Raw genomic sequence first — 22892 nt, forward strand, 5'->3', positions numbered from 1 at the left:
AGGAGGAGGAAGATGACAGACGAGATATTACCAACAACAAATAGACAATTTGCTCGATCCATAAACAAATCAATCAAGGCTACTAAGGGGTTGGATCAACAAATAGTTAAAGCGACTAAGCATTTGAATAACTTTGTAAAACCGCTATCGAAAACTTCAAAACTATCAAAACCATTTCTTCATATGGAAAAGCAGATCGAATCTTTAAACAAAGCAATTTCAGCGAACGATTTATCAGAATTTCAAACAACTCTTACAAATATCGGAGTGGTCTTTTCTGAGGTAACGAATCAAAGTTCTCAGATGATTCGTTCAATGAATCAAGCAAGTAAGAGCTATGAAATGCTTAGTAAAGCTTTCAATGGGGAACTAAGTATAGATGACACTAGTTTAATTTCGCTGGATAGCCAAACAAAAACTTTAATTCAAAGTTTTGTCAGCTTTCAAACTCTTCTAACTAGCTTGAAAAACGAGTTAGTTCTGGATGGTTCAAATCTTAAGGAATTAGTTGATATCGGAAGAAAAATAACAACCGAATTTTTTAGTATGAGCCAAGGTATAAATGCTTTCAGTACAACATTTACGAGCAGCCTACCAATTGTTGGAACTTTTAGCAGTATAATTAACGCGACGATAGCATCAATTGATGCATCAGTTTCTAGTTTGATAGTAACGAGTGAAAAACTAAATAGTACATTGACAAATGCTATAAAGGAACCAGAAAAGCAAATAAAAAGTACAGAAAATAGTTTTCAAAAGTTAAAAATAAGTTTAATAGGACTTTTTAAGCCACTAGAAAATACTTCCAGTATAGGGAACTCATTTGATGAAATAAAAGCTAGGATAAGTAGTTTGGATGGAAATCTAGGGAACATTGGGCTGCCAGATTTTCAAAGTTCTCTCATAGGCATTGGAAAAGCCTTCCAAACAGTTACTTCTAAAAGTGGTTCAATGTTTCAAAATATGAATCAATCGATGGATCAAACAAGTCAGAATTATTCTTTGTTAAAAAATGTTTTTAAAGGGAAATTGGAAATTGATGACTCCCAATTTAATCGAATGGATGAAAGCACACAAAATTTAGTTCGACGATTTTCAGATGCCAAAAATGGTCTGAAAGTTTTTAAGGGAGAACTAAAAATTGGGGATGATGCATTTAAGGAGCTCGATAAGGCGTCACAAATATCTGTAAAAAGATTTTCTGAGTTGGAGAAAAAAATAAGTGGTGTCAAGGAAACAATGAGTAATACAGGATTTTCAATGTTAGCGAAGATTGCTCCGCCCAAATTGACAGACCCATATGCTAGTGGGGAATTAGATCCAACTGCAGCGCTCAGATCTACATTAGATTTTGGGTTAGAAGATATAAAACAGAAACTTTCAAAGTTCAGTGTAATAGGTACCGGATTATCTAAAGCAATACAAGTACCGATGAAAATCGGAACAACAGCTTTAGGTGGAATGGTTCAAGGATTAGTGTCAGTTATGGGGATCGCCATGAAAGCTATCGCACCTACGGCCATTTTAGGTGTTGCATTAGCTGGATTAGCTTTGTTAGACGGTCAGATGGGTGGTCAAATTAGTAGTATGATTGAAACTGCTACAACCAAAGGGCCTGAAATCATTCAAGGATTTGTAGCTGGAATTATTACTAAATTACCAGATTTGATTAGTTCTGGTGCTCAAATAGTTGCAGGATTAGCAAAAGCAATTTCTGAAAATCTACCTGTAATCATGCAAAGTGCAGTTGATCTGATTGGCGCACTAGTTCAAGGTGTAATTGAAACCTTACCTACCTTGATTCCAGCAGCACTGATGTTGATTGAATCATTAGCTACTAGTTTATTATCGGCAGCACCACAACTATTATTGACGGGACTAGATTTGTTGATTGCTTTAGTTGATGGGATTTTAGCGAATAAGGATCAGATTGTTACTACTGTAACAAATATTATTGAAGCATTTACCACAAATATCACGAATAAATTACCAGAAATTATTAAAAAAGGTGTCGAGGTTTTAACAAAACTTGCAGAAGGGATTGCCTCTGTATTACCCACTTTGATACCAGTCGCTATAGAAGCAATTGCAACTTTAGTAGGAACACTATTAGAGCAGTTACCAACATTAATTGATGCAGCAATAAAAATTGTTGCAACGTTGTGCAAAGGATTATGGGATAATCTACCAGAAATTTTATCAGCAGCTGGTAAGTTGTTGGGGACTTTTGTTGAAGGGATTATTGGACTTTTACCAGATATTGCTAGTGCAGGATTGAGAATGGGTAACGAAATAATCAAAGAACTTACAGGAGTAGATTTATTTGAAATTGGTGGCAATATAATCCAAGGCTTGATAGATGGTATCGAGGCAGGAGTGAAATGGCTTTTTAAAACTTTGAGCAATATTGGTGATGGTATTAAAAATTTCTTTACTGGCAAGTTCAAAATCCATTCACCATCTCGCTGGATGCGAGATGAAATCGGAGCAATGTTACCAGCGGGTCTAGCTATTGGTATTGAAAGAAATGCTCATGTAGTTGATCAACCAATGGATAAATTAGCTTCTCAAATCATGCTGCCAAGCTTAGACAGTCTAGATCAGCAGTTAGAAACAGTTCAAGATGTATCCGTTCAATCAAGTAGCAAACAAATGATGGTTCAAACTAAACAACCTGCAACCTTCAACATCAAACTCGGCAATCAACAATTCAAAGCCTTTGTTTCCGATATTTCAGAAGCAATGGGACAAGATTCTGCTATCAATCTAGCATTTTAGAAGGAGGGAAAAAATGTATTATTTTGAAGACACAACTAAAAAAGTCCACAAAGATGATTTGATCCTTCCTTCTTCGGCCATGATGTATGACGGTGTTTATCTCGAAAAAATGATCGATGGTTATCGTACTTTAGCGGTAACAGGTAGAGAAATGCTATCACTTACGTTAGACACGCAAGAAACTCAGGTTGGAAGTATCAAACTAAATCAAAAATTACCCGCCAGAACGCTTAAAGTAACCTATCAATTGATTGGAAAAGACGCCAAAGATGTTCAGAAAAAATACCATCAATTGATGCGTTTACTTTATAAAGAGTCTGCGATTGAGATTCGTTTTAAAGACGAATTGGATTATCACTATTATGGACAATATATTGCGACAGATGAGGTACGAGGAGATACCAATAGCATTATTGCAAGCTTTGAAATTCTGTGCACAGATCCGAAAAAATACTCTGTTTTGTTGCAAACCGATGAAACCATCACAACCTATTTACCCTATCAAACGACACCAGAAAAAATTACAGTAAGGATTGCCGCTTTTGGTCCTTTAAAGATTACAAACGGCGGCCAAACAATCAAAATCACTAGTTACAATTTAAGCGCAGGTGATCTAGTTGTGTTTGATTTCTTAAAAGGAATAGTTTTTGTAAATGAATTGGATCAAACTTTTTTACTCGATTTAGAAAGTGACTTTGAAAACTTTAGGATTAAAGAAGGTCAATCCGTTCACTGTAATAACGGTAAAATGATTCTTTCTTATCGGGAGGTACAACTATGAACAAGAGCGTTTATTTTTTTGATGAGCGGCAACATTTACTTCGAATCGTTAAAGAAAAGGAATTAGTCGAAGTGATTCAGGAAAAAGAAATCACTTCAAATAAAGCTGAGTTGATGAATGATACGCTGAATGTATCAACCATCTATGACGAAGAATTAAAGCAAGCTGCTTATATGGCTGTGAAGGAAGAATCCGCTTCATATAGTTTATATAGAATTATTTTAGATAGTGAAGAGGAAAACTTGTTATCTTTTGTGGGAATTAGCTTTGCAACTGATGAGTTAGATTCCTACGTGGTTAAAAATGTCCAAGTTAAAAATGAATCGATTAAAAACACGCTTCAAAAATTGTTGACAGAAACCGAATGGCGTTTGGGGAAAATTGAGTCCAATTTACCGTTACTAACAGAGGATTTTCGTTTTCTGTCTGTGCGGGATGCCTTAAAAAATATTCAAGCACAAGGCTGCGAAATCTTGTTTAAATATAAGATTGACGGAATCGGTATTACCGATAAATGGCTAGAGGTCTATCGTGAAATTGGGGAACAAAGCAAGCAACGCTTTACGTATGGTGAAAAGGCGTTAAGTATTGTGAAAGAACAAGATCGGAATCAAGTTTATACAAGTTTGATTGGACGTGGTCGCGGCGAAGAAGTTGGTGATGGCGATGGCAAACGGATAGAATTCACGAATGTAGAGTGGAAAAAAACAAATGGCAAGCCTTTGAATAAACCCAAAGGACAAAATTGGCTAGAATTTCCCGAGATGACCAAACAATATGGTATTCCGCTAAAAAATGGTGGGATGCGGAGACGGGAAAAAGTTATTACATTTGATGATGAAGAAGATCCAGCAAAACTCCTACAAAAAACCTATGACTCACTTGTCGAGTATTCTCGTCCACTTGTTCAATTTAAAACGGAGGTTATAGGTGGTGATACGATCGGGAATACCGTAACGATTCATCGACATGATCGAAATTATCATTACCAAACCCGGATTTTCAAAGTCAAAATCGATCGTTTAACAGGAAAAGTTGAAACAGGACTAGGCGATAACATCACGAAAAGCATTTCAAAAGCGACTTCTGATTTAAAAGGAAATGTTGATTCTTTAGAAGAGAAGAAGATGACTTTTTATGATTCAGAAGAAATATCTAAATGGCAAGATGATATTATTCGTGGCGCTAAAGGTGGTTCTATCAAATTGATGAATGGTATTGAAACTGGAAAATCTAATAGTCGTGAGCCGTACCAACAAGTATTCATGGACGGAAACTCGTTAGAAAATAGTAAGCATTTTTTGGTAATGAATTCTGAAGGAATTGGTTTTGTTAAAGATAAGTTTACTAACCAACCTAAAACTGCTTGGACGATTGATGGAAAGTTTAATGCAGATTATATCAACACAGGAACATTGAGAGCAATCGACATTAGAGGTGTTAACATTTACGGTTCTCAATTTGAGTCAGATAGTAATGGATTTAAAGTTCATATCATTGATGGCAAGATTCGATTTCTTGATTCAAAAACAGGCAAAGAACTGGGCGCAATTAGTCCAGCATTTTCAAATGGAAAATTAGAAGGATACACCATTATCCAAAAAACTGGCTATTCAATCAATATTGCGACTCAATCAACAGATGCAAAAACGCATGCCAATGTAATTAGTATTCCGCCAGATAGTACAGCTGCTAATCCTAAGTTAGAGATTTATGGAAAAGTTGCCCTAAAAGGTGAGTTAAATATAAATGGAAAACTATTCCTCAATGGCAAAGAAATTACAGGGAACGGTAGCGGAGGATCTGGTGGAAGTGGAGGAATACCGCCTGAACTAACAACGGATCAAGAAAAAAATGCTTGGGGAATTTGGCAGTTCTTTAAAAATAAAGGTTGGACGGAACAATCTATCGCTGGAATGCTTGGTAATATCCAATCAGAATCAGGAATCATGCCTGATATTGATGAATTGAGTGGTGGCGGTGGCTATGGTCTGACGCAATGGACACCTAAATCTAAGCTTGTTAATTGGTGTAATGAATATGGATTGGATTATCGAACACTTGATACTCAATGCCGACGAATCCAATGGGAAATGGAAAATAATCAACAATGGTTTCCAAATTATGAACGTCCAGATTTATCAACTATATCATTTAGCGACTTTACAAAATTGTCAGATGTTAGACTAGCAGCAGAATATTTTATTGCATTTTATGAACACCCTAAATATCCCAATCAACCAATTAGAGCGCAGCAAGCTCAATACTGGTATGACAAATTAAGAGACTTGAAGCCAGGATCAACTACAGGCGCTGCTGGTTTAGCTCATTTAGAGACATTATACAAACAGCCTTTAGGCAATGGACAATGTTATGCAGTCCCAGCAGAGTATTCTGGATTTCTAGGTGGCTGTGGTTTAGGTGCAAATACAGGCTATCCCTTAAGCCATGTGATTGGAAATACTGAAGCAGCAGCTGAAATTGGTAATGGATATAATTGGGCCGCAGTCGGCTGGAAAGTTATTTATAACCCATCGTACGAACAGTTAGTACAAGGAGCAATCATCAACTGGAAGCGTGGTGGCAATATAGGTGGCTTTAATGTCGATTATACCTATGGGCACACTGGCGTTATCCGAGGTTTAACAAATGGTGGTTTCCAAACCTATGAACAAAATATCGGATTAGGGCAAGTGGTCGGCAAATATGAGCGAACATGGATTGGATCAAGCGAAATCAGTTCGATCGTCATCCCGCCAAAATAAGCAATTTTTAGAAAGGAGTGAGCAAATGTCAATTCTATATCCAATTTTTTTATCGATCACACAGCCAAACGACAATATTCCATCGATCATGATTCGTCAATTTGACGAAGGAACTCAAGTCTTGGATGTGACGATCACGGAACACGGTAAACCAAAAGACATTTCAAATTTAACCCCATTTTTCTGCGTCAAACAAGGACACCATGCCGGACTTGGTTTATCTGAGCAAAAAGTCACGAAAATCATTGATGCAAAAAAAGGGAAACTACAATACACATTAACTAATTACGACATGCAAAATATAGGAGAAAATACAGCCTATTTCAGTTTTAGGGAACTTCAAAAAGATCTAAGTTGGCGTCAACAATTTTCCACACGAGATTTTGCTTACCATGTTAAAGAAAGTATTTACGATGAAGGAATCAAAGATAGTAACTATATTTGGACATTTGAAGAAATATTGCGCTATTTCACAGAATGGGTAAAAACCTGTCAAGACGTTTATGATGATTGGTATTTAGTGGCACAAGAAGAATTACAGCGCATCATTACAGAGTTTCAAACATGGATTACAACCAGTCAACAACGTTATGACCAATGGACGGAAATTCAACGAGCTGCATTTGATCAATGGTTTGCGACAATCAAAGGAATTCTAGACGAAAATACTGCAGGAAACCTTTTAAATTTGATTGAAGAACTAAAACAAGCACATTTTACGTTGAAAAGTGGAGAGACTGGTGTTCTTAGAACAATTCGCGATGATAAGTTTAGCTTGAATCATACTGTAACTAAAGTAAAAACTGTTGCTCATAAAAAAGAAGCATCGGCTTTGGTTATAGCTGAGATCGATAGTCAAAAGCAAAATACGTTCTTTATTCGAAAGGTGGGATCAGTATAATGGCTCATGAAGTAGAGATCAAAAAAGTCATGGAAACAGATAAAGCAGGTGTACAACGTCAAGTATTTCCCGAGACGCATATTAGTGCAATCCTCGGTTTAGATAAAATCGAAACAGTAGGAGCCGGCGTAACGTCGATCAACGGAAAAACGGGCGATATTACATTAACGGCCAAGGACTTAGGAGTTCAAGGCACAAATATCACAATAGATAAGGTGGGAACAGTATGACAGATATCGTTGAATTAAAAAGTGATGGAGCTGTTGTTTATCCTAAAACACACGTCAGTGCAGTTGAAGGGATCACAACGATCAAAGGTGAAAAAGGAGACACAGGTCCACAAGGCCCTCAAGGTCAAACTGGAACCACTGGTGCAACAGGTCCGCAAGGTCTAAAAGGGGCAACGGGACCACAGGGACCAGCTGGAACAAATGCTACAACAACAGCTGAAGCAACACAAACAGTCAATGGACTAATGAGTGCCACGGATAAGAAAAAATTAGATACATTACCAACAATAACGTTTAGTAAGGTGGGAGCAGTATAATGGCAGATATTGTACAATTAGAAGAAAAAGGAAATTTATTATATCCGAAGACGCATACAAGTGCGATTGATGGTTTTGACGAATTCAAGACTACTGTGGTAAAAAAATCTGGTGATGAAACGATTGTAGGAATTAAAAACTTTAAGGATGGTATTCAAATTAATGGGAAAGAACTTAACTTGCAATCACCAGTCCAAGTTGGTGTTTGGAAAGATTGGGATTTAGGGACTAGTTTCCAAAAATATGATGATTCGCTAAACTACAAACCTATGTGGCGAATAATAACAATCAATGAATTGAAATTTTTACAAAGTAAAGGTATTGTCAAATGGAAAGGAACGGCAAAAGGATCCCCTAAAACAGCTTATCCCTTTGTTAAACATGAGAACACACTTCCATATATGTATGAAACCCCAGTATCGTGTTTGGAAAATGGTGTGAGTGCAATGTTTAGTTTAGGACGTGATGGTGCTACGTCAATAAATGCCAGTGGTGAATGGACTGGTGTCAGAATGTCATTCTTTGTGCCTATATTTAGTTAGTCATTTCATTAAGTAGAATGGACATAACAAGATAATAATATAAAGTGCCGTTTTGAAAGTTATGTTCAAAACGGTATTTTTTTCAGGTAATCAAAGAACTGCTATTTGTAATTTATTAACAAAGTAAATAAGTTACTATCCAAAATTTTTCTCTTGACCTTTCAACACTTCTTCCTTAGAATAGTTAGGAACCGAACTATTAAATAAGGAGGTAAATCATGGACAGAAAAATCGGTCTAAAAATTAGAATTTTAGCCAACGAACTTAACCGCAAAGCGGCAGAAATATTAAAAGAAGATGATGGCGAAGCATCCTCAAGTATCCAAATGCGCATCCTCAACTTTATTCATCGCCGTAATAGCCAACAAGTACCGGTCTACCAAAAAGACATAGAACAAGAATTTGACATTCGGCGCTCTACTGCGACAGGTGTGTTGCAAACAATGGAAAAACGCTTATTTATCGAAAGAAGTAGTTGTAAAGATGATAATCGCTATAAAACAATCATCTTAACTGAACTAGGGCAACAGAAAGTCAAAGAAAACATCGTGAAGCTACATAAATTCGATGAATTACTTGTTCAGGGGATCCCAGAAGAAGAGCTAGCAATCTTTTTTAAATTGTTGGAAAAACTATCTGAGAACAGTAAAAAAATAAATAAAGAAGGCGAGTTGATTACGTGAAAAAAAAACTGATTGCCAATATTGGTATTTATAAAAAAGAAAGCATCATTACGCCATTGTACGTAACTGGGGAAGTTATCTTAGACATCATTATCCCTGTAGTCATGGCAATGATGATCGATAATGGGATTGAAAAACGAGACACCAAAGCGATTTTAATGTATGGAGCGATTTTATTTATTTGTGCAATTATTGCGTTATTTTTTGGTGCGATGTCAGGTCGTTATGCGGCCGTTGCTTCAGCTGGATTTGCGAAAAATTTACGAGATCAATTGTTTGTTCGAATCCAAGGTTTTTCCTTTTCAAACATTGATCGTTTTTCTACCTCAAGTTTGATCACACGAATGACAACAGACGTGACCAATGTCCAAAATGCGTATCAAATGATTATTCGACTTTTAGTCCGTAGTCCATTGATCATGATTTTTTCATTAGCGATGGCTTATAGTATCAACAAGGATCTGTCTTTGATTTATTTAGGTGTTGTACCGTTTTTGATGATCGGTTTAGCGCTCGTTATTTATTTTGCTCATCCTAATTTCAATAAAGTTTTTCGTATTTACGATAAATTAAATAACGTAGTTCAAGAAAACTTACAAGGAATTCGGGTTGTTAAATCTTATGTAAGAGAAGAACATGAAGACGAGAAATTTAAAACTGTTTCTAAAGACATTTACAAAACCTTTTCAAAAGCCCAAAGTATTGTTGCGTTTAATAACCCTATTTTACAATTTGCGGTTTATACATGCATGTTGCTGATATCATGGTTAGGGGCAAAATTTGTCGTTGGCAGTACGTTGACTACTGGTGAATTGGTCAGCATGTTTACGTATACAATGCAGATTTTGATGAGCTTAAACATGTTATCAATGGTTTTTGTGATTGTGCTGATCGCACGAACTTCTGCAGAGCGGATCACAGAAGTTTTATCTGAAGAAAGTGATTTAAAAAATAATGAAACCCCACTTTATGAAATTCCAGATGGTTCGGTTCGCTTTCATGATGTTTGTTTTAGCTATGCTAATGATCTTGAAAAACTAGCCTTGATGCATGCAAATATGAAAATCAAATCGGGTGAAGTGATCGGAATTGTTGGTGGAACGGGGAGTTCTAAATCAACATTGGTTCAGCTGATCCCAAGACTATATGATGTTACCCAAGGATCAGTCGAAGTTGGCGGACACGATGTACGGCATTATGATCTGAAATCATTGCGTGATCAAGTCAGCATGGTGTTGCAAAATAATGTGCTATTTACAGGAACGATCAAAGAAAATTTACGTTGGGGAAATGAAGATGCTACAGATGAAGATTTAATCAGAGTCTGTAAGATTGCGCAAGCGGATAGTTTTATCCAGGAGTTTCCCGATAAATATGATACGTTGATTTCGCAAGGGGGAAATAACGTTTCTGGTGGACAAAAGCAACGTTTATGTATTGCCAGAGCCTTATTGAAGAAACCAAAAATTTTGATTTTAGATGATTCAACAAGTGCGGTTGATACTAAAACAGATCGGTTGATTCGTGAAGGGATGCGTCAAGAGATTCCAGGAACAACAACGTTTATCATCGGACAACGAGTGTCGTCTGTTCAAGATTCTGATCGGATCATTGTGATGGATAAAGGGTTGATCAATGAAATTGGAACGCATGACGAATTATTAGCGAATAATCAGATTTATCAAGAAGTTTATGAATCTCAAGCGAAAGGATTTGGTGAAGAGGATGCGTGATGAACAAAAAGGAATTCGTAAAAATCAAAATCCTTTGAAAACGTTGAAACGTTTATTTGCCTATATGTTTAGACAAAATAAGTTTCTTCTGGTACTAGTGCTGCTACTCATTTTCTTAAGCACGTTTGCCAATGTTCGAGGCTCTTTATTTTTACAAGTAGTGATCGATGATTACATTACTCCGCTACTTGGACAAAGCAACCCCAATTTCTCTGGATTGTTAAAAGCAATCACAACGATGGCACTGATTTATGTTGTTGGGATCATATCGAATCTATGCTCTAATTTGATCATGGTGCGAATTAGTGAAGGAACCCAAAAAACGATTCGGGATGAAATGTTTACCCACCTTGAAACTTTACCGATCCGTTATTTTGATTCAAATTCTGATGGTGACATCATGAGTCATTTCACGAATGATACAGATACCTTACGACAGATGGTTTCTCAAAGTATTCCGAATTTAGTGATGGCCGTGGTTAGTTTTGTCAGTGTTTTTATTGCGATGTTTACGATCAGTGTTCCCTTGACTTTGGTTGTGATTGTTTCTGTTTCTATCATGATCGTGACAATTCGGATGATTGCTGGACGTAGTAGCCGTTATTTTGGCAAACAACAAAGAGATCTTGGCAGTGTTAATGGTTATATTGAAGAAATCATGCATGGTCAAAAAGTAGTGAAAATATTTAATCATGAGCCACAAACGATCAAACAATTTAAAGCAATCAATGAAGAATTACGGCAAAGTGCTACTAAAGCAAATAAGTACGCGAATAGTTTAATGCCGATCATGATGAACTTGCTAAATATACAGTATGTACTTTTAGCGGTTGTTGGCGGAATTTTTTCAGTATACGGTGTTTCAGGTCTAACCATTGGGATGATTGCGTCTTTTCTTCAATTAAGTCGTTCGTTGAATATGCCGATCAGTCAAGTTTCTCAACAAATCAATTTTGTGATCATGGCTTTAGCAGGAGCCGATCGCATCTTTAGTTTAATTGATGAAAAACCGGAAGTAGATGATGGCTATGTAACATTGGTGAATGTAACGCGAAAAGCTGGGGATCTTGTTGAAAGTGAAGCGAGAACAGGAATATGGGCTTGGAAACACCCTCATGCGGATGGTACTGTCACCTATACTGAATTAACTGGAGATGTGCGATTTGAAGATGTTTCTTTTGGTTACACAGAAAAAAATCGTGTCTTAAAAGATATCAATCTTTATGCAGAACCAGGACAAAAAGTCGCCTTTGTTGGGGCTACTGGGGCAGGTAAAACGACAATCACCAACTTGATCAATCGCTTTTATGATATTCAAGAAGGCAAAATTCGCTATGATGGAATCAATGTGAAAAAGATCAAGAAGAGCTCGTTGAGAAGGTCGTTAGGGATTGTTTTGCAGGACACTCATTTGTTTACCGGAACGATTCGGGAAAATATTCGTTATGGTAAGCTGGATGCATCAGATAGTGATGTGATTAACGCGGCACAGCTGGCCAATGCCGAGGATTTCATTAATAATCTACCGAATAAATACGATACGGTGATCACAGGGGATGGTGAAGGCTTGTCACAAGGACAACGTCAATTATTGTCCATCGCACGAGCAGCGATTGCAGATCCACCTGTAATGATTTTGGATGAAGCAACTTCTAGCATTGATACTAGAACAGAAAAGCATGTGCAAGCAGGAATGGACCGTTTGATGAAAGGCAGAACCGTATTTGTTATCGCTCATCGCTTATCGACGATTCAAAATTCAGATGCGATCATGGTAATGGATCATGGCCGGATTATTGAACGGGGTAGCCATGAAGATTTGCTTGAAGAAAAAGGTATTTACCATCAACTCTATACAGGAAAAGTAGAGCTTTCATAGATTTGAGAAGAGAAAATAAAAAAACACCGACTGTTAGAAAAATTCTAATAGTTGGTGTTTTCTTGATATAAACGTTTAAAATAATACGCCAAGAGAGATTCGAACTCCCGACCGCTCGCTTAGAAGGCGAGTGCTCTATCCAGCTGAGCTATTGGCGCAAAATGTTAACGCAACAGAATTTATTATAATGAACATGGAAAACAAAGTCAATCATAATTTAGAAATAACAACAAAAAAGTTTCGAAAAGTGATTTTTAGAGCTAAATGACTAAGTTTTTATTGACTCTCGTTCCTTATTTTGATATAGTATTAATGTTGTAATTGTGGACTCCACAGCTACAACCGCACAGAACAAGTTTTTAAGTATGACAATCATCTTGTTGTCACTTGGGATGGCGAGTCTAAGTCTAGAAGAAGGAGGTGCTGTATAGCATGTACGCAATTATCAAAACTGGTGGTAAACAAGTAAAAGTTGAGGTAGGTCAAGCAATTTACGTTGAAAAATTAGACGTAGAAGCTGGCGAAAAAGTTGTTTTTGACGAAGTTATCTTAGTGGGTGGCGAATCTACGAAAGTAGGAGCTCCAACTGTAGCAGGTGCAACTGTCGAAGGAACTGTAGAAAAACACGGCAAACAAAAGAAAGTCGTAACTTTCAAATACAAACCTAAAAAACACACTCACCGCAAACAAGGTCACCGTCAACCGTATACAAAAGTTGTAATCAACGCAATCAACGCATAATTCTTTTAAGTTGCATAGGAAAGAAGGCCTATCAATGATTAAAAGTTCTTTTAAACGAAATGACTCAGGTCAAATTGTTTCTTTTGAAGTCTCAGGGCATGCTGAATCGGGTCCTTATGGCAGTGATATCGTTTGCGCAGCAGTGTCTGCTTTAGCGATCAGTACTGTCAATGGCATCGATGCATTAGCTGGTTTTGAACCGATTGTTGAAACCAACGAAGATGAAGGTGGTTACCTTTATGTTGAAGTGATTTCAAAGTCCAATCAAGAACAAACCAACATTGCCCAAATTATCTTGGAAAATCTTTTATTAGGTCTCCAAGCAATCGAGCAAGAAAATCTTGAATTTATTCAAGTCAAAACCATAAATGAAAAATAGGAGGTGCAGACTATGTTATTAAATATGAATTTACAATTATTCGCCCACAAAAAAGGTGGAGGTTCTACTTCCAACGGACGTGATTCTGAATCTAAACGCCTAGGCGCTAAAAGTGCTGATGGACAAACTGTTACTGGTGGATCAATTTTATACCGTCAACGCGGAACTAAAATTTACCCAGGAGCAAACGTAGGTATCGGCGGAGACGACACTTTATTTGCTAAAGTTGACGGTGTAGTACGTTTCGAACGTAAAGGCCGCGACAAAAAACAAGTGTCTGTTTACCCAGTAGCTCAATAATAATCGACTTAATGGCTCTATCCCTTTTAATTAAGGGATAGAGTTTTTTTATTTTAAATAAACAGTAACTTGAATACATCTATTAAAAATGAGCGAATTGAGCAGTCTTTCTAAGAGTTTGTATGTTTTATTATCAAAGGGATATTATTTTATTAGATGATTTTGTTCTCACAGATAATACGGCAGGAACCATCTCTAGTTTTAGCTAGCGTTTTGATAATTTTTAGTCTTTTCTTACTAAAATCAATGCATTACGAGTTAAAACTAATCACTTATAGATAGTGAGGTAGCTTTAAGTAAAAAGTTCGTAAGTGAAGATTACGATTAAGCATAAAGGATATGTGTAAAACAGTACAAAATAATAAAATTGTTCTAAAAAATAGATACAAAGTTTTAAATGTGGGTATATCAGATCTTTAAAGGTACATAGTTGTATAGAGTTTATATTATTCACAAGTAATGATAGCCTGTGGTATTTTAATCAGCATGAGTTTGATGCCATTTAAATTGAGTTTTGGCTACTTAATCATATATAGTCATTGCTTGTGCGGTGGCTTTTTGTATTCGGGAGGATAATGACAGAATAATGATAGTTTGAAAGAATAAATATTCTTTATACTAACGATGTAAGATCTTACAAAAACGTTATTATCGGGAGGTAAAAAGTATGGCAAATATTGAATCAGTAATAAACTGGTTTCGAGCAAGGGAAGGAAAGGTAACATATAGCATGACAAATCGTTATGGTCCTTATAGCTATGATTGTAGTTCAGCTGTGTATAATGCCCTAGTTGAAGCAGGTTTTCTGCCAGTAGGAACTGCGATTGGAAACACTGAAACTCTTTATGCGTTAGACGGATCATTGTTACAGCCTATCTCACGTGCAGAGGTGCGAAGAGGTGATATTTTTATCTCAGGAGGCAAAGGGACTAGTTTAGGAGCAAATGGTCATACAGGAGTATTTGTAAGTAATAGCAGAATTATTCATTGTAATTACGGATCGAATGGAATTTCAGAAACATCAATAGAAGGTGGATGGTTGGGTGGACCACCGAATGATTTTTACCGGTTAAAAGGTGGAAGTCCAACACCAGAAACAAGAAGAAATGGTATTGCAATTGACAATATTTCATTCGATCAAGCCAAACATATGGTAGCTTGGATTCAAACTAAATATTCTTGGACATTATTAAGTGATCAAGTCAAAGCGCATAAGCAAAGTGATGGTCGATATAAACTAGTGATTAAAAGTGGGCAAGGTAAACGGTTGAATAATTCACTAGCTCGATTGCAGCAAGAGTTAAGAACGTACTATCCTGGGTATATGCAACAAAATATCGCTATCTTAGATGGGGATAAAAACAGTGCTCGTATCGAAGCACGTAATATGCCAGCTTCTGCTTTTACAGGAAATAAACCTTTTGATTCACATATGAGAGGCTTTTTAAAAGATATTTTATTGGACGGTCAAACTTATGGCGAAGAAAATTCGTATGGCACTTGGGATGTTCGCGTAAAAGGTGAAGGGTTTAACGACCATGATACATCTATCGTAAGAAATGAAATTGAAGCAGAAGTTCGAAAAACTGGAGCAAATGCTTTTGCAGTAAAATCATTTAAATATTAACAGAAAAAATTTTGACAATCGCTTTAAAAAAAGTGAGGCAATAATCAGAAAAAAATTTGATTAGCGTCTCAGTTTTTCTGAATTTAGAGTGCACAAAAAGCGCGCAAATATGTAAGATTAAGTAGACTAAATCCATTATCATATTGAAGAATAGGAGTAAATTTAAAGTGGGCTGTTTGTTGATGTTGCTAGGAGTATTTTTTATGTTAGGTATGTTTAGTATAGTAGATGTTAACAGGACACAACTAGATTATTAAATGAAAGAAACCATCTATTTCATTTAGTTGATAGCTCACAGGTTATGTCCAGTAGCTCAACAGTATTATTAAAAAGTATCTCTACTCTTTGTCAAACAAGTGTAGAGATACTTTTTAATGTCAGAAACGGTTGTAATAAAATTGATTTTAAAAAGATAAGGTTAATCAAATTAATTTCCATCGGAATACTGAATTGCAAATTTTGATGGAAACGTGAGTGGTATTATTTCACTGGAAAATCTGCTTTTCCATACTCTGTTCCTATAATGCTTTTAGCAATTAATGTAACTGGAGTTTCAGTATCAGTCAATTCGTAAGTGGTAGCATTTGAAACGGTTCCGCCAGGCTTGATTTCTGCTATTTGGGATTCTAAATATTGAGAATCAGGTAATGACGCTACTTGTAGTTCGTTGACCTTATTTGGATCATTATCTTGAACAGCTTAAAAATTCATGATCCAAGAGGTATTAGGATTTATTGCATGATCATCTTTGTAGTCAGGCGAAACAATAGTATCATATCAGAATGCGATTACTGGTTTATTACCGTATTCATTGCCAGCTTCACCAGGTTGAATAACTTTAGTATCAGTAATTTTCACGCTATATGAATTTCCCTTGAGCATCTTGCCATCAAAAGTAGTATCTTTTGCAGTCTTAACAAAATCTCCACTTGTTTCATCCATTTTTTCTTCTGTAGATTTGGATGTACTGCTTTGAGATGTTTTAGTTTCCTGCTTTGTGGAGTCTTCTTTACTTGCAGAATTTCCGCATGATGCTAATACGATACTTGATAATACGACCAAACTTAAAACAAATGTCTTCTTCATTTTAATTACTTACTTATTCATAATATTGTTAAACAAATTGATTATATCATAAGTCATTATTATTTTTTTAAAAATTAGAATATGTTTTTTTAGTTTTAATCATTTGGAAAAAATGTACATGGTTATTTCAAGAGATATTATTAGGAAATGATTAAAAAAATTTAACTTACGAGAATTTTTTTTCTATGATAGCATAAACTCTGCTACAAAAAATAAAGGAGAGTGTTTTATGCCGCAAAACAAAAAAGAAGGTTTGTTTTTCACGACGATTGTCTGTTTTTCAATGATGAGTATAATGAGTGCTTACAATCTTTTATTACATGGGCAATTTTCGTTAAGCAATTTATTTGGAGGACTAGTCCCAGGATTTATTGTTGCATTTTTATTTGATGTCTTAGTCGTTTCGGCACCAGCTAAAAAGATTGCCTTTGCCTTACCAGTCAATAAAGAGAGAAAAATCCAAATGATCATTGCTGTTTCTAGCTGTATGGTTTTAGGAATGGTCTTTTTTATGTCAATGTATGGTGTCATTATGCAGTTTGGCTTTACAGAAAATTTCTTGAACTATTATCTTGGTGCGTTTGCTAAAAATTTGATTATGGCTTTGCCATTGCAATTACTTATAGTTGGACCGATTTGTAGAATGATTTTAAGTGTAAGTCGTCAAAGTAATTGGTTGCAAGAGAGCAATGAATTGGATGACTAAATAAAAAGTAGGACAGAACGGAACTTCGTTCTGTCCTACTTTTTGAGTAGTAAAGAGAAAATCTAGCAAAAAAAAGATATAATTTTCCAATAAAGCAATATTGTTGTTATAATTAGTAGAATCTTGGTCAATAGGGGGACCTCAGCGATGGAAATACATGAGAGAATTGTCAGGTTATTAAATTCAAGTACCGTATTTTTGATTTCAACAATTGATCAGCGTGATTTTCCAACGGTTATTACTGTTTCTGAACCGTTATGGAGAGAAGGGCTATTAAAGCTACAATTTTATTTGGATGGAAATGGTGAAACCGTTAAAAATATTCGATGTAATCAAAACGGCTCTGTCTGTTGCTATGAAGAAATTGAACATGAAAGTTTGCTTTTAAAAGGGAAGTTTATCATTGAAGAGATTGAGTCGTTAGACGAAATCGAACCCAAGTTGTCAGCATATCAGAAAGAATTGAATCATGTAAAACCTGTACTGGTCAATTTTGAAACATGGACAGCTAGGATACATATGGATAAAAAAACAAAAGACATTATCGTTTAAAGGTAAAGAGCAATTTTCAACTTGTGAGGACCATAATGTTATATAGAGAGTTGAGTGAAGTAATAGCTCAACTTTTTTTCTGTTTTTCCAGTATAAGCGTCCTTCTTAAACGAATATAGATATTCTTCGCTTTTTCTTAATACATCTTCATACATTCTTCGCAGATTTTTATGTTTGAGTTAAGTTCTTTTGAGTATAGTTTTATCATCACTTAATAATAAAGCAAAGAAGGAATGGTTATGTACGCTGTAAAAGTATTACATGGATATATCGGTAAGGACGGACAACGTACAAGAGATAAAAATCGTGTTCGCGTCTTTCCAAACAAACATTATGCAGAAAAATTTGCTGATAAAATCGGCGGTCGAGTAAAAATGCTTAGCTAAATGAATACATTAACAGGAAACGGGTAGCCCAAATGTTATAGCATTTGGGCTACTCGTTTGTAAAAATTAAACGTAAAGATCAAAAACTGCAATTTCCGGCGGTACTCTAAAACGTGCCGGAATTTTTGTTGTACCTAAACCTGTATTAACATACAAATTTGTCTCATTAGGTAAACTATAAAAGCCATCATAATATTTTTCGGCCAGCGCATTTTTGATTGTAAAAAAAGGTAGTTTAACTTGTCCTCCGTGACTATGTCCAGCTAAAATTAGCTGAATATCATGGTCTAATACATCATCAGCTTTATCTGGTTCATGGCTCATTAAAATAGTGTAGTCACTTTGTCGGCCAGCTAATGTTTCTTCGATCAAGGAATTACCTAACATAGAATCATCCAAACCGCCGATATAGACTGATTTTCCATTAGATAAAGGAACATTGACACCAGAGTTCTCCAATAATTGGAAACCAGATGCCGCTAAAATTTCTGGATAAGCGTGAGCGGCCCCACCGCCGTAATCATGATTTCCCCAAACTGCATATTTTCCTAAAGGGGCTGACAAGCGGTCGAGTGCTGTAATAACTTCTTCGGTAGGTCCGTATTTTGCATAGTTATCAAATAAATCACCGGTGAATAAAATAATATCAGGTTGTTCATTGTTAACTTTTGTGACGATTTTTTCTAATTGTGTCGTAGAATAGTTTTCTTGAATGTGAATATCTGAGAGCTGAACAATTTTGACAGGTTTTTGTCCATCGTTAGTCCCCACTGTATAATGATGGGTAACGATTCTTTTTGGTTCTATAAAAAAGGCATAGAGGACCATACCAATAATGGCGAATAAAAATAAGTAGACAATAGATCTTTTTTTCATTGTTGACCTCACTTTCGAATTTTACTATAACGGATATAGCTTAAAAAAAGGTAAATATCGAGTAGTAAATGGAGAAACTTTAAAATAATTTAGAGGTTGTGTGTCTTCGGTGTTTTTCAAAATCATTATTTGCTATAATAAAGAAGAACTTATTTTGGAAAGAAGGATGAAAAAAATGATGGTAAGAGTAAATAAATTAAGAGCATCAATGAAAAAAAATGATCTTTCAGGATTTTTAGTGACAAGTCCGTACAATTTACGTTATTTAACGAATTTCACTGGGACGACAGGATTAGCTGTGATTACCCTAGATAAAGCCTTTTTTGTTACTGATTTTCGTTATACAGAACAAGCTACGGCACAAGCACAAGGATTTGAAATCATTCAAAATTCTGGTCCGATTTATGATGAAGTCGTAGCAATTGCTGAAAAAGAACAGCTAGATAATATTGCGTTTGAAGAAGCTTTTGTGAGTTTTGCAGAATACAGTTTATTAGAAGAGATCACGCCTTGCGACTTGATTCCAGTAGCTGGCTTGATTGAAGAATTGCGTGAAGTTAAAGATGAAGAAGAAATTGCAATCATCGAAAAAGCGTGTAGCATTGCAGATCTTGGGTTTAAACATATCTTAACGGTGATCAAACCAGGAATGACAGAAATTGAAATTGCCAACCAATTAGATTTTTACATGCGTTCTTTAGGGGCTTCTGGTGTCTCTTTTGAAACAATCGTTGCAAGTGGAATTCGTTCTGCGATGCCTCATGGTGTGGCGAGTCAAAAGGTCATCGAAAAAGGGGATTTGATCACGTTAGATTTTGGCTGTTATTATGAAGGCTATGTTTCAGATATGACAAGAACGTTTGCCATTGGCGAACCAGATAGTAAATTAAAAGATATTTATCAAATCGTTCTAGAGGCACAATTAAAGGTACTCGATGAAGCAAAACCAGGTTTAACTGGTATTCAGCTAGATGGGATTGCGCGTGATCATATTGCTTCTTATGGATATGGTGAAGCCTTTGGACATAGTACAGGGCATGGAATCGGCTTGGAAATCCATGAAGGTCCGAATGTTTCCTTCAGAGCAGATCAACAATTTGTGCCAGGAAATGTGATTACGGATGAACCAGGTATTTATTTAGCTGGACTTGGTGGTGTTAGAATCGAAGATGATTTATTGATAACGGAAGAAGGAAACCGTGTACTAACGCATTCACCTAAAGAATTGATCATCTTATAAAAAATGCTAGATCAGTGAAAAAAACGGTGGGCGCTTAGTTGTAATCAGATTTTGAACATAAACCGTTTTCGACGCATTTTCTCATAGTTTTTTTGGTAGCGAAACAAGCTAATTAATGATAAACTAGGTGTGAATGTAAACTTAGATAGGTAAATGAGTGGAAACCTTGATGATTCAGTGAATGTTTCTTACATTGTTATCGTTGTGTTATCTAGCTTTGCGGGCTAGCACTATGTTCTGCTTCGATCTCATCAATTTCTAAGAGCTAAAGCTCAAAGGCTTGAAAGCCTTCGGAAAAAAGCTAAAAGTGGAACATTGTTACCTATATTATAAGGAGGATTAAAATGACTGACGAAAAAAATCTAGTAATCAATACAAAAGATTCTTTAGGCGAAATCGTCATTGCGCCGGAAGTAATTGAAGTCATTATTGGTATTGCAGCATCTAAAGTAGAAGGTGTCTATGGTATGCGTGGGACATTTGCTAATAATGTAACAGAATTTTTAGGCCGTGCTGCTCATGGTAAAGGTGTTTATTTAAGAGCAGAAGAAGAAGGCTTGAAAGTCGATATTTATTGCTACTTAAATTATGGTATTTCAGTACCTAAAGTAGCATTAGAGATGCAAGATCGTGTGAAACAGCAAGTGCTGTTTATGACGGATATCGATTTGGTAGAAGTGAATATTCATGTTGTAGCAGTGGTTCCTGAAAAACTTCCTGAACCAGATTTTGATGAATTATTCCCGGAAGATGAGGGAGAAAATGAGTAAGCCAAGTTTCACTCGTCACGAGATTCGTGAAAAGGCGCTACAAGCGCTATTTCCTTTAGATTTTAATGTTGACTTAACAAAGCAAGATGCAATTTCTTATGCATTAGAGTTAGATAATCAAGAAATCATTAGTGAAGATGGGGAAGAATTCGTACCAATTTACTTAGATTTATTGGTAGGCGGCGTTTGTGATCGAAAAGCAGAACTAGACGAGATCATCAAAAAACATTTAGGAAACAACTGGTCGATCACTCGTATTGCTAAAATGGATTTGATTATTTTACGTATGGCTATTTTTGAAATGCTTTATGTTGGGGATGTACCTAACACGGTTGCTTTAGATGAAGCGATCGAATTAGCTAAAAAATATAGCGATGATCGTTCAAGAAAATTTGTTAATGGTGTTTTAGCCAATATAATGAAAGATATTGATTCAAAGTAGAAATACTTTGAATCTTTTTTGTTGTGAATCACTACGACTGGCTTTGCCAGAGTAGATGATGAACAATACTTGGCGACCGAAGGGAGAGAAGTAACCTTACTAGTGAATCACTACGCTGCGCTTCGATCTCATCAATTTCTAAGAGCTAAAGCTCTAAGAATTGAAGGACTACGACTGGCTTCGCCAGAGTAGATGATGAACAATACAAGGCGTACAAAGGGAGAGAAGTTTCATTTGTATACAATTCAAGGAGATAAAGATTATAGAGTGTTAAGACTAACTGAATTATGCTAAAATAAAAGAATGTAAGCAAAAAAGAGGAGTGAACTTATGGGAGAGTTAATCAACGGTCGTGAACTAGCAGATAGAATGCAAGCGCAAATCAAAGAAGAAGTGCAAGAACTTGAAAAAGAAGGCATTCGTCCAGGTTTAGTCGTTTTATTAGTAGGTGAAAATCAAGCAAGTCAAACATATGTGAAAAATAAAGATTTAGCCGCAGCTAAAATCGGGATTCGCTCGAAAATTGAGCGTTTACCTGAAACGATCTCAGAAGCAGAACTATTAGCTGTAATCGAACAATATAATCATGATTCAGATTATCATGGAATACTGGTTCAATTACCATTGCCAAAGCATATTGATGAAGAAAAAGTGTTGTTAGCTGTTGACCCCCATAAAGATGTTGATGGGTTCCATCCCATGAACATGGGACATTTATTTATTGGTGAACCTACAATGATTCCATGCACGCCATATGGCATCATGAAAATGTTTGAAGCGTATAACATTGATTTAGAGGGCAAACGAGCAGTTGTAATTGGGCGTAGTAATATTGTGGGAAAACCAATGGCACAATTAATGATGATGAAAAATGCGACTGTTACGATCGCTCATTCAAAAACGGTTGATTTACCTGCAGTCGCTAGAGAAGCGGATATTTTAGTCGTGGCAATTGGTCGCGGTCATTTTGTGACAAAAGAGTTTGTCAAACCAGGTGCAGTTGTAATTGACGTTGGGATGAATCGAGATGCTAATGGCAAGTTGATTGGTGATGTTAAATTCGGTGAGGTTGCACCGATTGCAAGTTTCATTACACCAGTACCAAAAGGTGTTGGACCCATGACTATCACAATGTTGATGTATCAAACGGTAGAAGCCGCTAAAAAACAAAAGTAAGG

Annotated in this window: 23 protein-coding genes, 1 tRNA gene, 1 pseudogene and 1 other annotated feature; of the genes and pseudogenes, 21 read left to right on the plus strand and 4 right to left on the minus strand. The window is 36.1% G+C overall.

Going from position 1 to position 22892, the window contains the following annotated elements; all coding sequences use genetic code 11:
* Window positions 1-12: 12 nt before the first annotated feature.
* The 10 genes from A5866_RS14645 to A5866_RS14690 all read left to right on the plus strand — a co-directional run bounded on the left by A5866_RS14645 (window position 13) and on the right by A5866_RS14690 (window position 12609).
* Window positions 13-2778: a phage tail protein gene (locus A5866_RS14645; RefSeq protein ID WP_254907594.1), complete on the plus strand. Its 2766-nt coding sequence runs from the start codon at window positions 13-15 to the stop codon at window positions 2776-2778.
* Between the two features lie 13 nt (window positions 2779-2791).
* Entirely contained in the window at window positions 2792-3559 is a 768-nt protein-coding gene (locus tag A5866_RS14650) for a distal tail protein Dit (RefSeq protein WP_086444994.1), read from the plus strand.
* A complete protein-coding gene (locus A5866_RS14655) occupies window positions 3556-6324 on the plus strand; it encodes a phage tail spike protein (RefSeq protein WP_086444993.1) in 2769 nt (922 codons plus the stop codon). The genes A5866_RS14650 and A5866_RS14655 overlap by 4 nt, the downstream gene beginning before the upstream one ends.
* A 25-nt stretch (window positions 6325-6349) precedes the next feature.
* On the plus strand, window positions 6350-7225 hold the full coding sequence (locus A5866_RS14660; RefSeq protein ID WP_086444992.1) for a phage baseplate upper protein: 876 nt from the start codon (window positions 6350-6352) through the stop codon (window positions 7223-7225).
* On the plus strand, window positions 7225-7455 hold the full coding sequence (locus tag A5866_RS14665) for a hypothetical protein (protein WP_086444991.1): 231 nt from the start codon (window positions 7225-7227) through the stop codon (window positions 7453-7455). The genes A5866_RS14660 and A5866_RS14665 overlap by 1 nt, the downstream gene beginning before the upstream one ends.
* Complete coding sequence (locus A5866_RS14670) at window positions 7452-7772, plus strand: collagen-like protein (RefSeq protein ID WP_086444990.1); 321 nt, start codon at window positions 7452-7454, stop codon at window positions 7770-7772. The genes A5866_RS14665 and A5866_RS14670 overlap by 4 nt, the downstream gene beginning before the upstream one ends.
* Entirely contained in the window at window positions 7772-8314 is a 543-nt protein-coding gene (locus A5866_RS14675) for a hypothetical protein (protein WP_086444989.1), read from the plus strand. The genes A5866_RS14670 and A5866_RS14675 overlap by 1 nt, the downstream gene beginning before the upstream one ends.
* A gap of 218 nt (window positions 8315-8532) precedes the next feature.
* On the plus strand, window positions 8533-8997 hold the full coding sequence (locus A5866_RS14680; RefSeq protein ID WP_086444988.1) for a MarR family winged helix-turn-helix transcriptional regulator: 465 nt from the start codon (window positions 8533-8535) through the stop codon (window positions 8995-8997).
* A complete protein-coding gene (locus tag A5866_RS14685) occupies window positions 8994-10730 on the plus strand; it encodes an ABC transporter ATP-binding protein (protein WP_086444987.1) in 1737 nt (578 codons plus the stop codon). Before A5866_RS14680 ends, A5866_RS14685 begins: the two co-directional genes overlap by 4 nt.
* A complete protein-coding gene (locus A5866_RS14690) occupies window positions 10723-12609 on the plus strand; it encodes an ABC transporter ATP-binding protein (protein WP_086444986.1) in 1887 nt (628 codons plus the stop codon). Before A5866_RS14685 ends, A5866_RS14690 begins: the two co-directional genes overlap by 8 nt.
* Before the next feature lie 84 nt (window positions 12610-12693).
* Here A5866_RS14690 and A5866_RS14695 read toward each other — a convergent pair.
* A tRNA-Arg gene (locus tag A5866_RS14695) sits at window positions 12694-12767 on the minus strand.
* Between the two features lie 172 nt (window positions 12768-12939).
* Window positions 12940-13022: a sequence feature (ribosomal protein L21 leader region), on the plus strand.
* A gap of 19 nt (window positions 13023-13041) precedes the next feature.
* Here A5866_RS14695 and rplU point away from each other — a divergent pair.
* From rplU to A5866_RS14715, 4 genes are all read left to right on the plus strand, one after another.
* On the plus strand, window positions 13042-13350 hold the full coding sequence (rplU, locus tag A5866_RS14700; RefSeq protein ID WP_010762829.1) for a 50S ribosomal protein L21: 309 nt from the start codon (window positions 13042-13044) through the stop codon (window positions 13348-13350).
* 34 nt (window positions 13351-13384) lie between these two features.
* Window positions 13385-13729 (plus strand): ribosomal-processing cysteine protease Prp, encoded by a 345-nt coding sequence (locus tag A5866_RS14705; protein ID WP_086444985.1) that lies wholly within the window; start codon window positions 13385-13387, stop codon window positions 13727-13729.
* 12 nt (window positions 13730-13741) lie between these two features.
* Window positions 13742-14029, plus strand: coding sequence for a 50S ribosomal protein L27 (rpmA, locus tag A5866_RS14710; protein ID WP_010762831.1), 288 nt, complete (start codon window positions 13742-13744; stop codon window positions 14027-14029).
* Window positions 14030-14696: 667 nt separating this feature from the next.
* Entirely contained in the window at window positions 14697-15656 is a 960-nt protein-coding gene (locus A5866_RS14715; RefSeq protein WP_254907593.1) for a peptidoglycan amidohydrolase family protein, read from the plus strand.
* A gap of 480 nt (window positions 15657-16136) precedes the next feature.
* On the opposite strand, the pseudogene A5866_RS14720 reads toward A5866_RS14715, so the two are convergent.
* Both A5866_RS14720 and A5866_RS14725 read right to left on the minus strand, forming a co-directional pair.
* Window positions 16137-16340 (minus strand): annotated as a pseudogene (locus tag A5866_RS14720) (DUF5067 domain-containing protein); the annotation flags it as partial.
* 93 nt (window positions 16341-16433) lie between these two features.
* Window positions 16434-16742, minus strand: coding sequence for a hypothetical protein (locus A5866_RS14725; RefSeq protein ID WP_254907592.1), 309 nt, complete (start codon window positions 16740-16742; stop codon window positions 16434-16436).
* Between the two features lie 229 nt (window positions 16743-16971).
* On the opposite strand from A5866_RS14725, the gene A5866_RS14730 reads away from it, so the two are divergent.
* The 3 genes from A5866_RS14730 (at window position 16972) to A5866_RS14740 (ending at window position 18386) form a co-directional block, all read left to right on the plus strand.
* Complete coding sequence (locus tag A5866_RS14730) at window positions 16972-17448, plus strand: DUF2798 domain-containing protein (RefSeq protein WP_086444984.1); 477 nt, start codon at window positions 16972-16974, stop codon at window positions 17446-17448.
* 147 nt (window positions 17449-17595) lie between these two features.
* Window positions 17596-18000 (plus strand): hypothetical protein, encoded by a 405-nt coding sequence (locus tag A5866_RS14735; RefSeq protein ID WP_086444983.1) that lies wholly within the window; start codon window positions 17596-17598, stop codon window positions 17998-18000.
* 239 nt (window positions 18001-18239) lie between these two features.
* The gene (locus A5866_RS14740) at window positions 18240-18386 is read left to right on the plus strand and encodes a hypothetical protein (RefSeq protein ID WP_086280066.1); all 147 of its coding nucleotides are present in this window, start codon (window positions 18240-18242) and stop codon (window positions 18384-18386) included.
* Between the two features lie 66 nt (window positions 18387-18452).
* Here A5866_RS14740 and A5866_RS14745 read toward each other — a convergent pair whose 3' ends face one another.
* The gene (locus A5866_RS14745) at window positions 18453-19262 is read right to left on the minus strand and encodes a metallophosphoesterase (protein ID WP_086444982.1); all 810 of its coding nucleotides are present in this window, start codon (window positions 19260-19262) and stop codon (window positions 18453-18455) included.
* Window positions 19263-19437: 175 nt separating this feature from the next.
* Between A5866_RS14745 and A5866_RS14750 the strand changes: the two genes are divergently transcribed.
* The 4 genes from A5866_RS14750 (at window position 19438) to A5866_RS14765 (ending at window position 22890) form a co-directional block, all read left to right on the plus strand.
* On the plus strand, window positions 19438-20502 hold the full coding sequence (locus tag A5866_RS14750) for a M24 family metallopeptidase (protein WP_086444981.1): 1065 nt from the start codon (window positions 19438-19440) through the stop codon (window positions 20500-20502).
* Window positions 20503-20846: 344 nt separating this feature from the next.
* Window positions 20847-21272, plus strand: a complete 426-nt coding sequence (locus A5866_RS14755; RefSeq protein WP_086280076.1) for an Asp23/Gls24 family envelope stress response protein — start codon at window positions 20847-20849, stop codon at window positions 21270-21272.
* Window positions 21265-21714 (plus strand): transcription antitermination factor NusB, encoded by a 450-nt coding sequence (gene nusB, locus A5866_RS14760; RefSeq protein WP_176332590.1) that lies wholly within the window; start codon window positions 21265-21267, stop codon window positions 21712-21714. Before A5866_RS14755 ends, nusB begins: the two co-directional genes overlap by 8 nt.
* A 330-nt stretch (window positions 21715-22044) precedes the next feature.
* Window positions 22045-22890, plus strand: a complete 846-nt coding sequence (locus tag A5866_RS14765) for a bifunctional methylenetetrahydrofolate dehydrogenase/methenyltetrahydrofolate cyclohydrolase (protein WP_086444979.1) — start codon at window positions 22045-22047, stop codon at window positions 22888-22890.
* Window positions 22891-22892: the final 2 nt, after the last annotated feature.

The organism is Enterococcus sp. 12C11_DIV0727, from assembly GCF_002148425.2.
GTDB classification, from domain to species: Bacteria; Bacillota; Bacilli; order Lactobacillales; family Enterococcaceae; genus Enterococcus_L; species Enterococcus_L lemimoniae.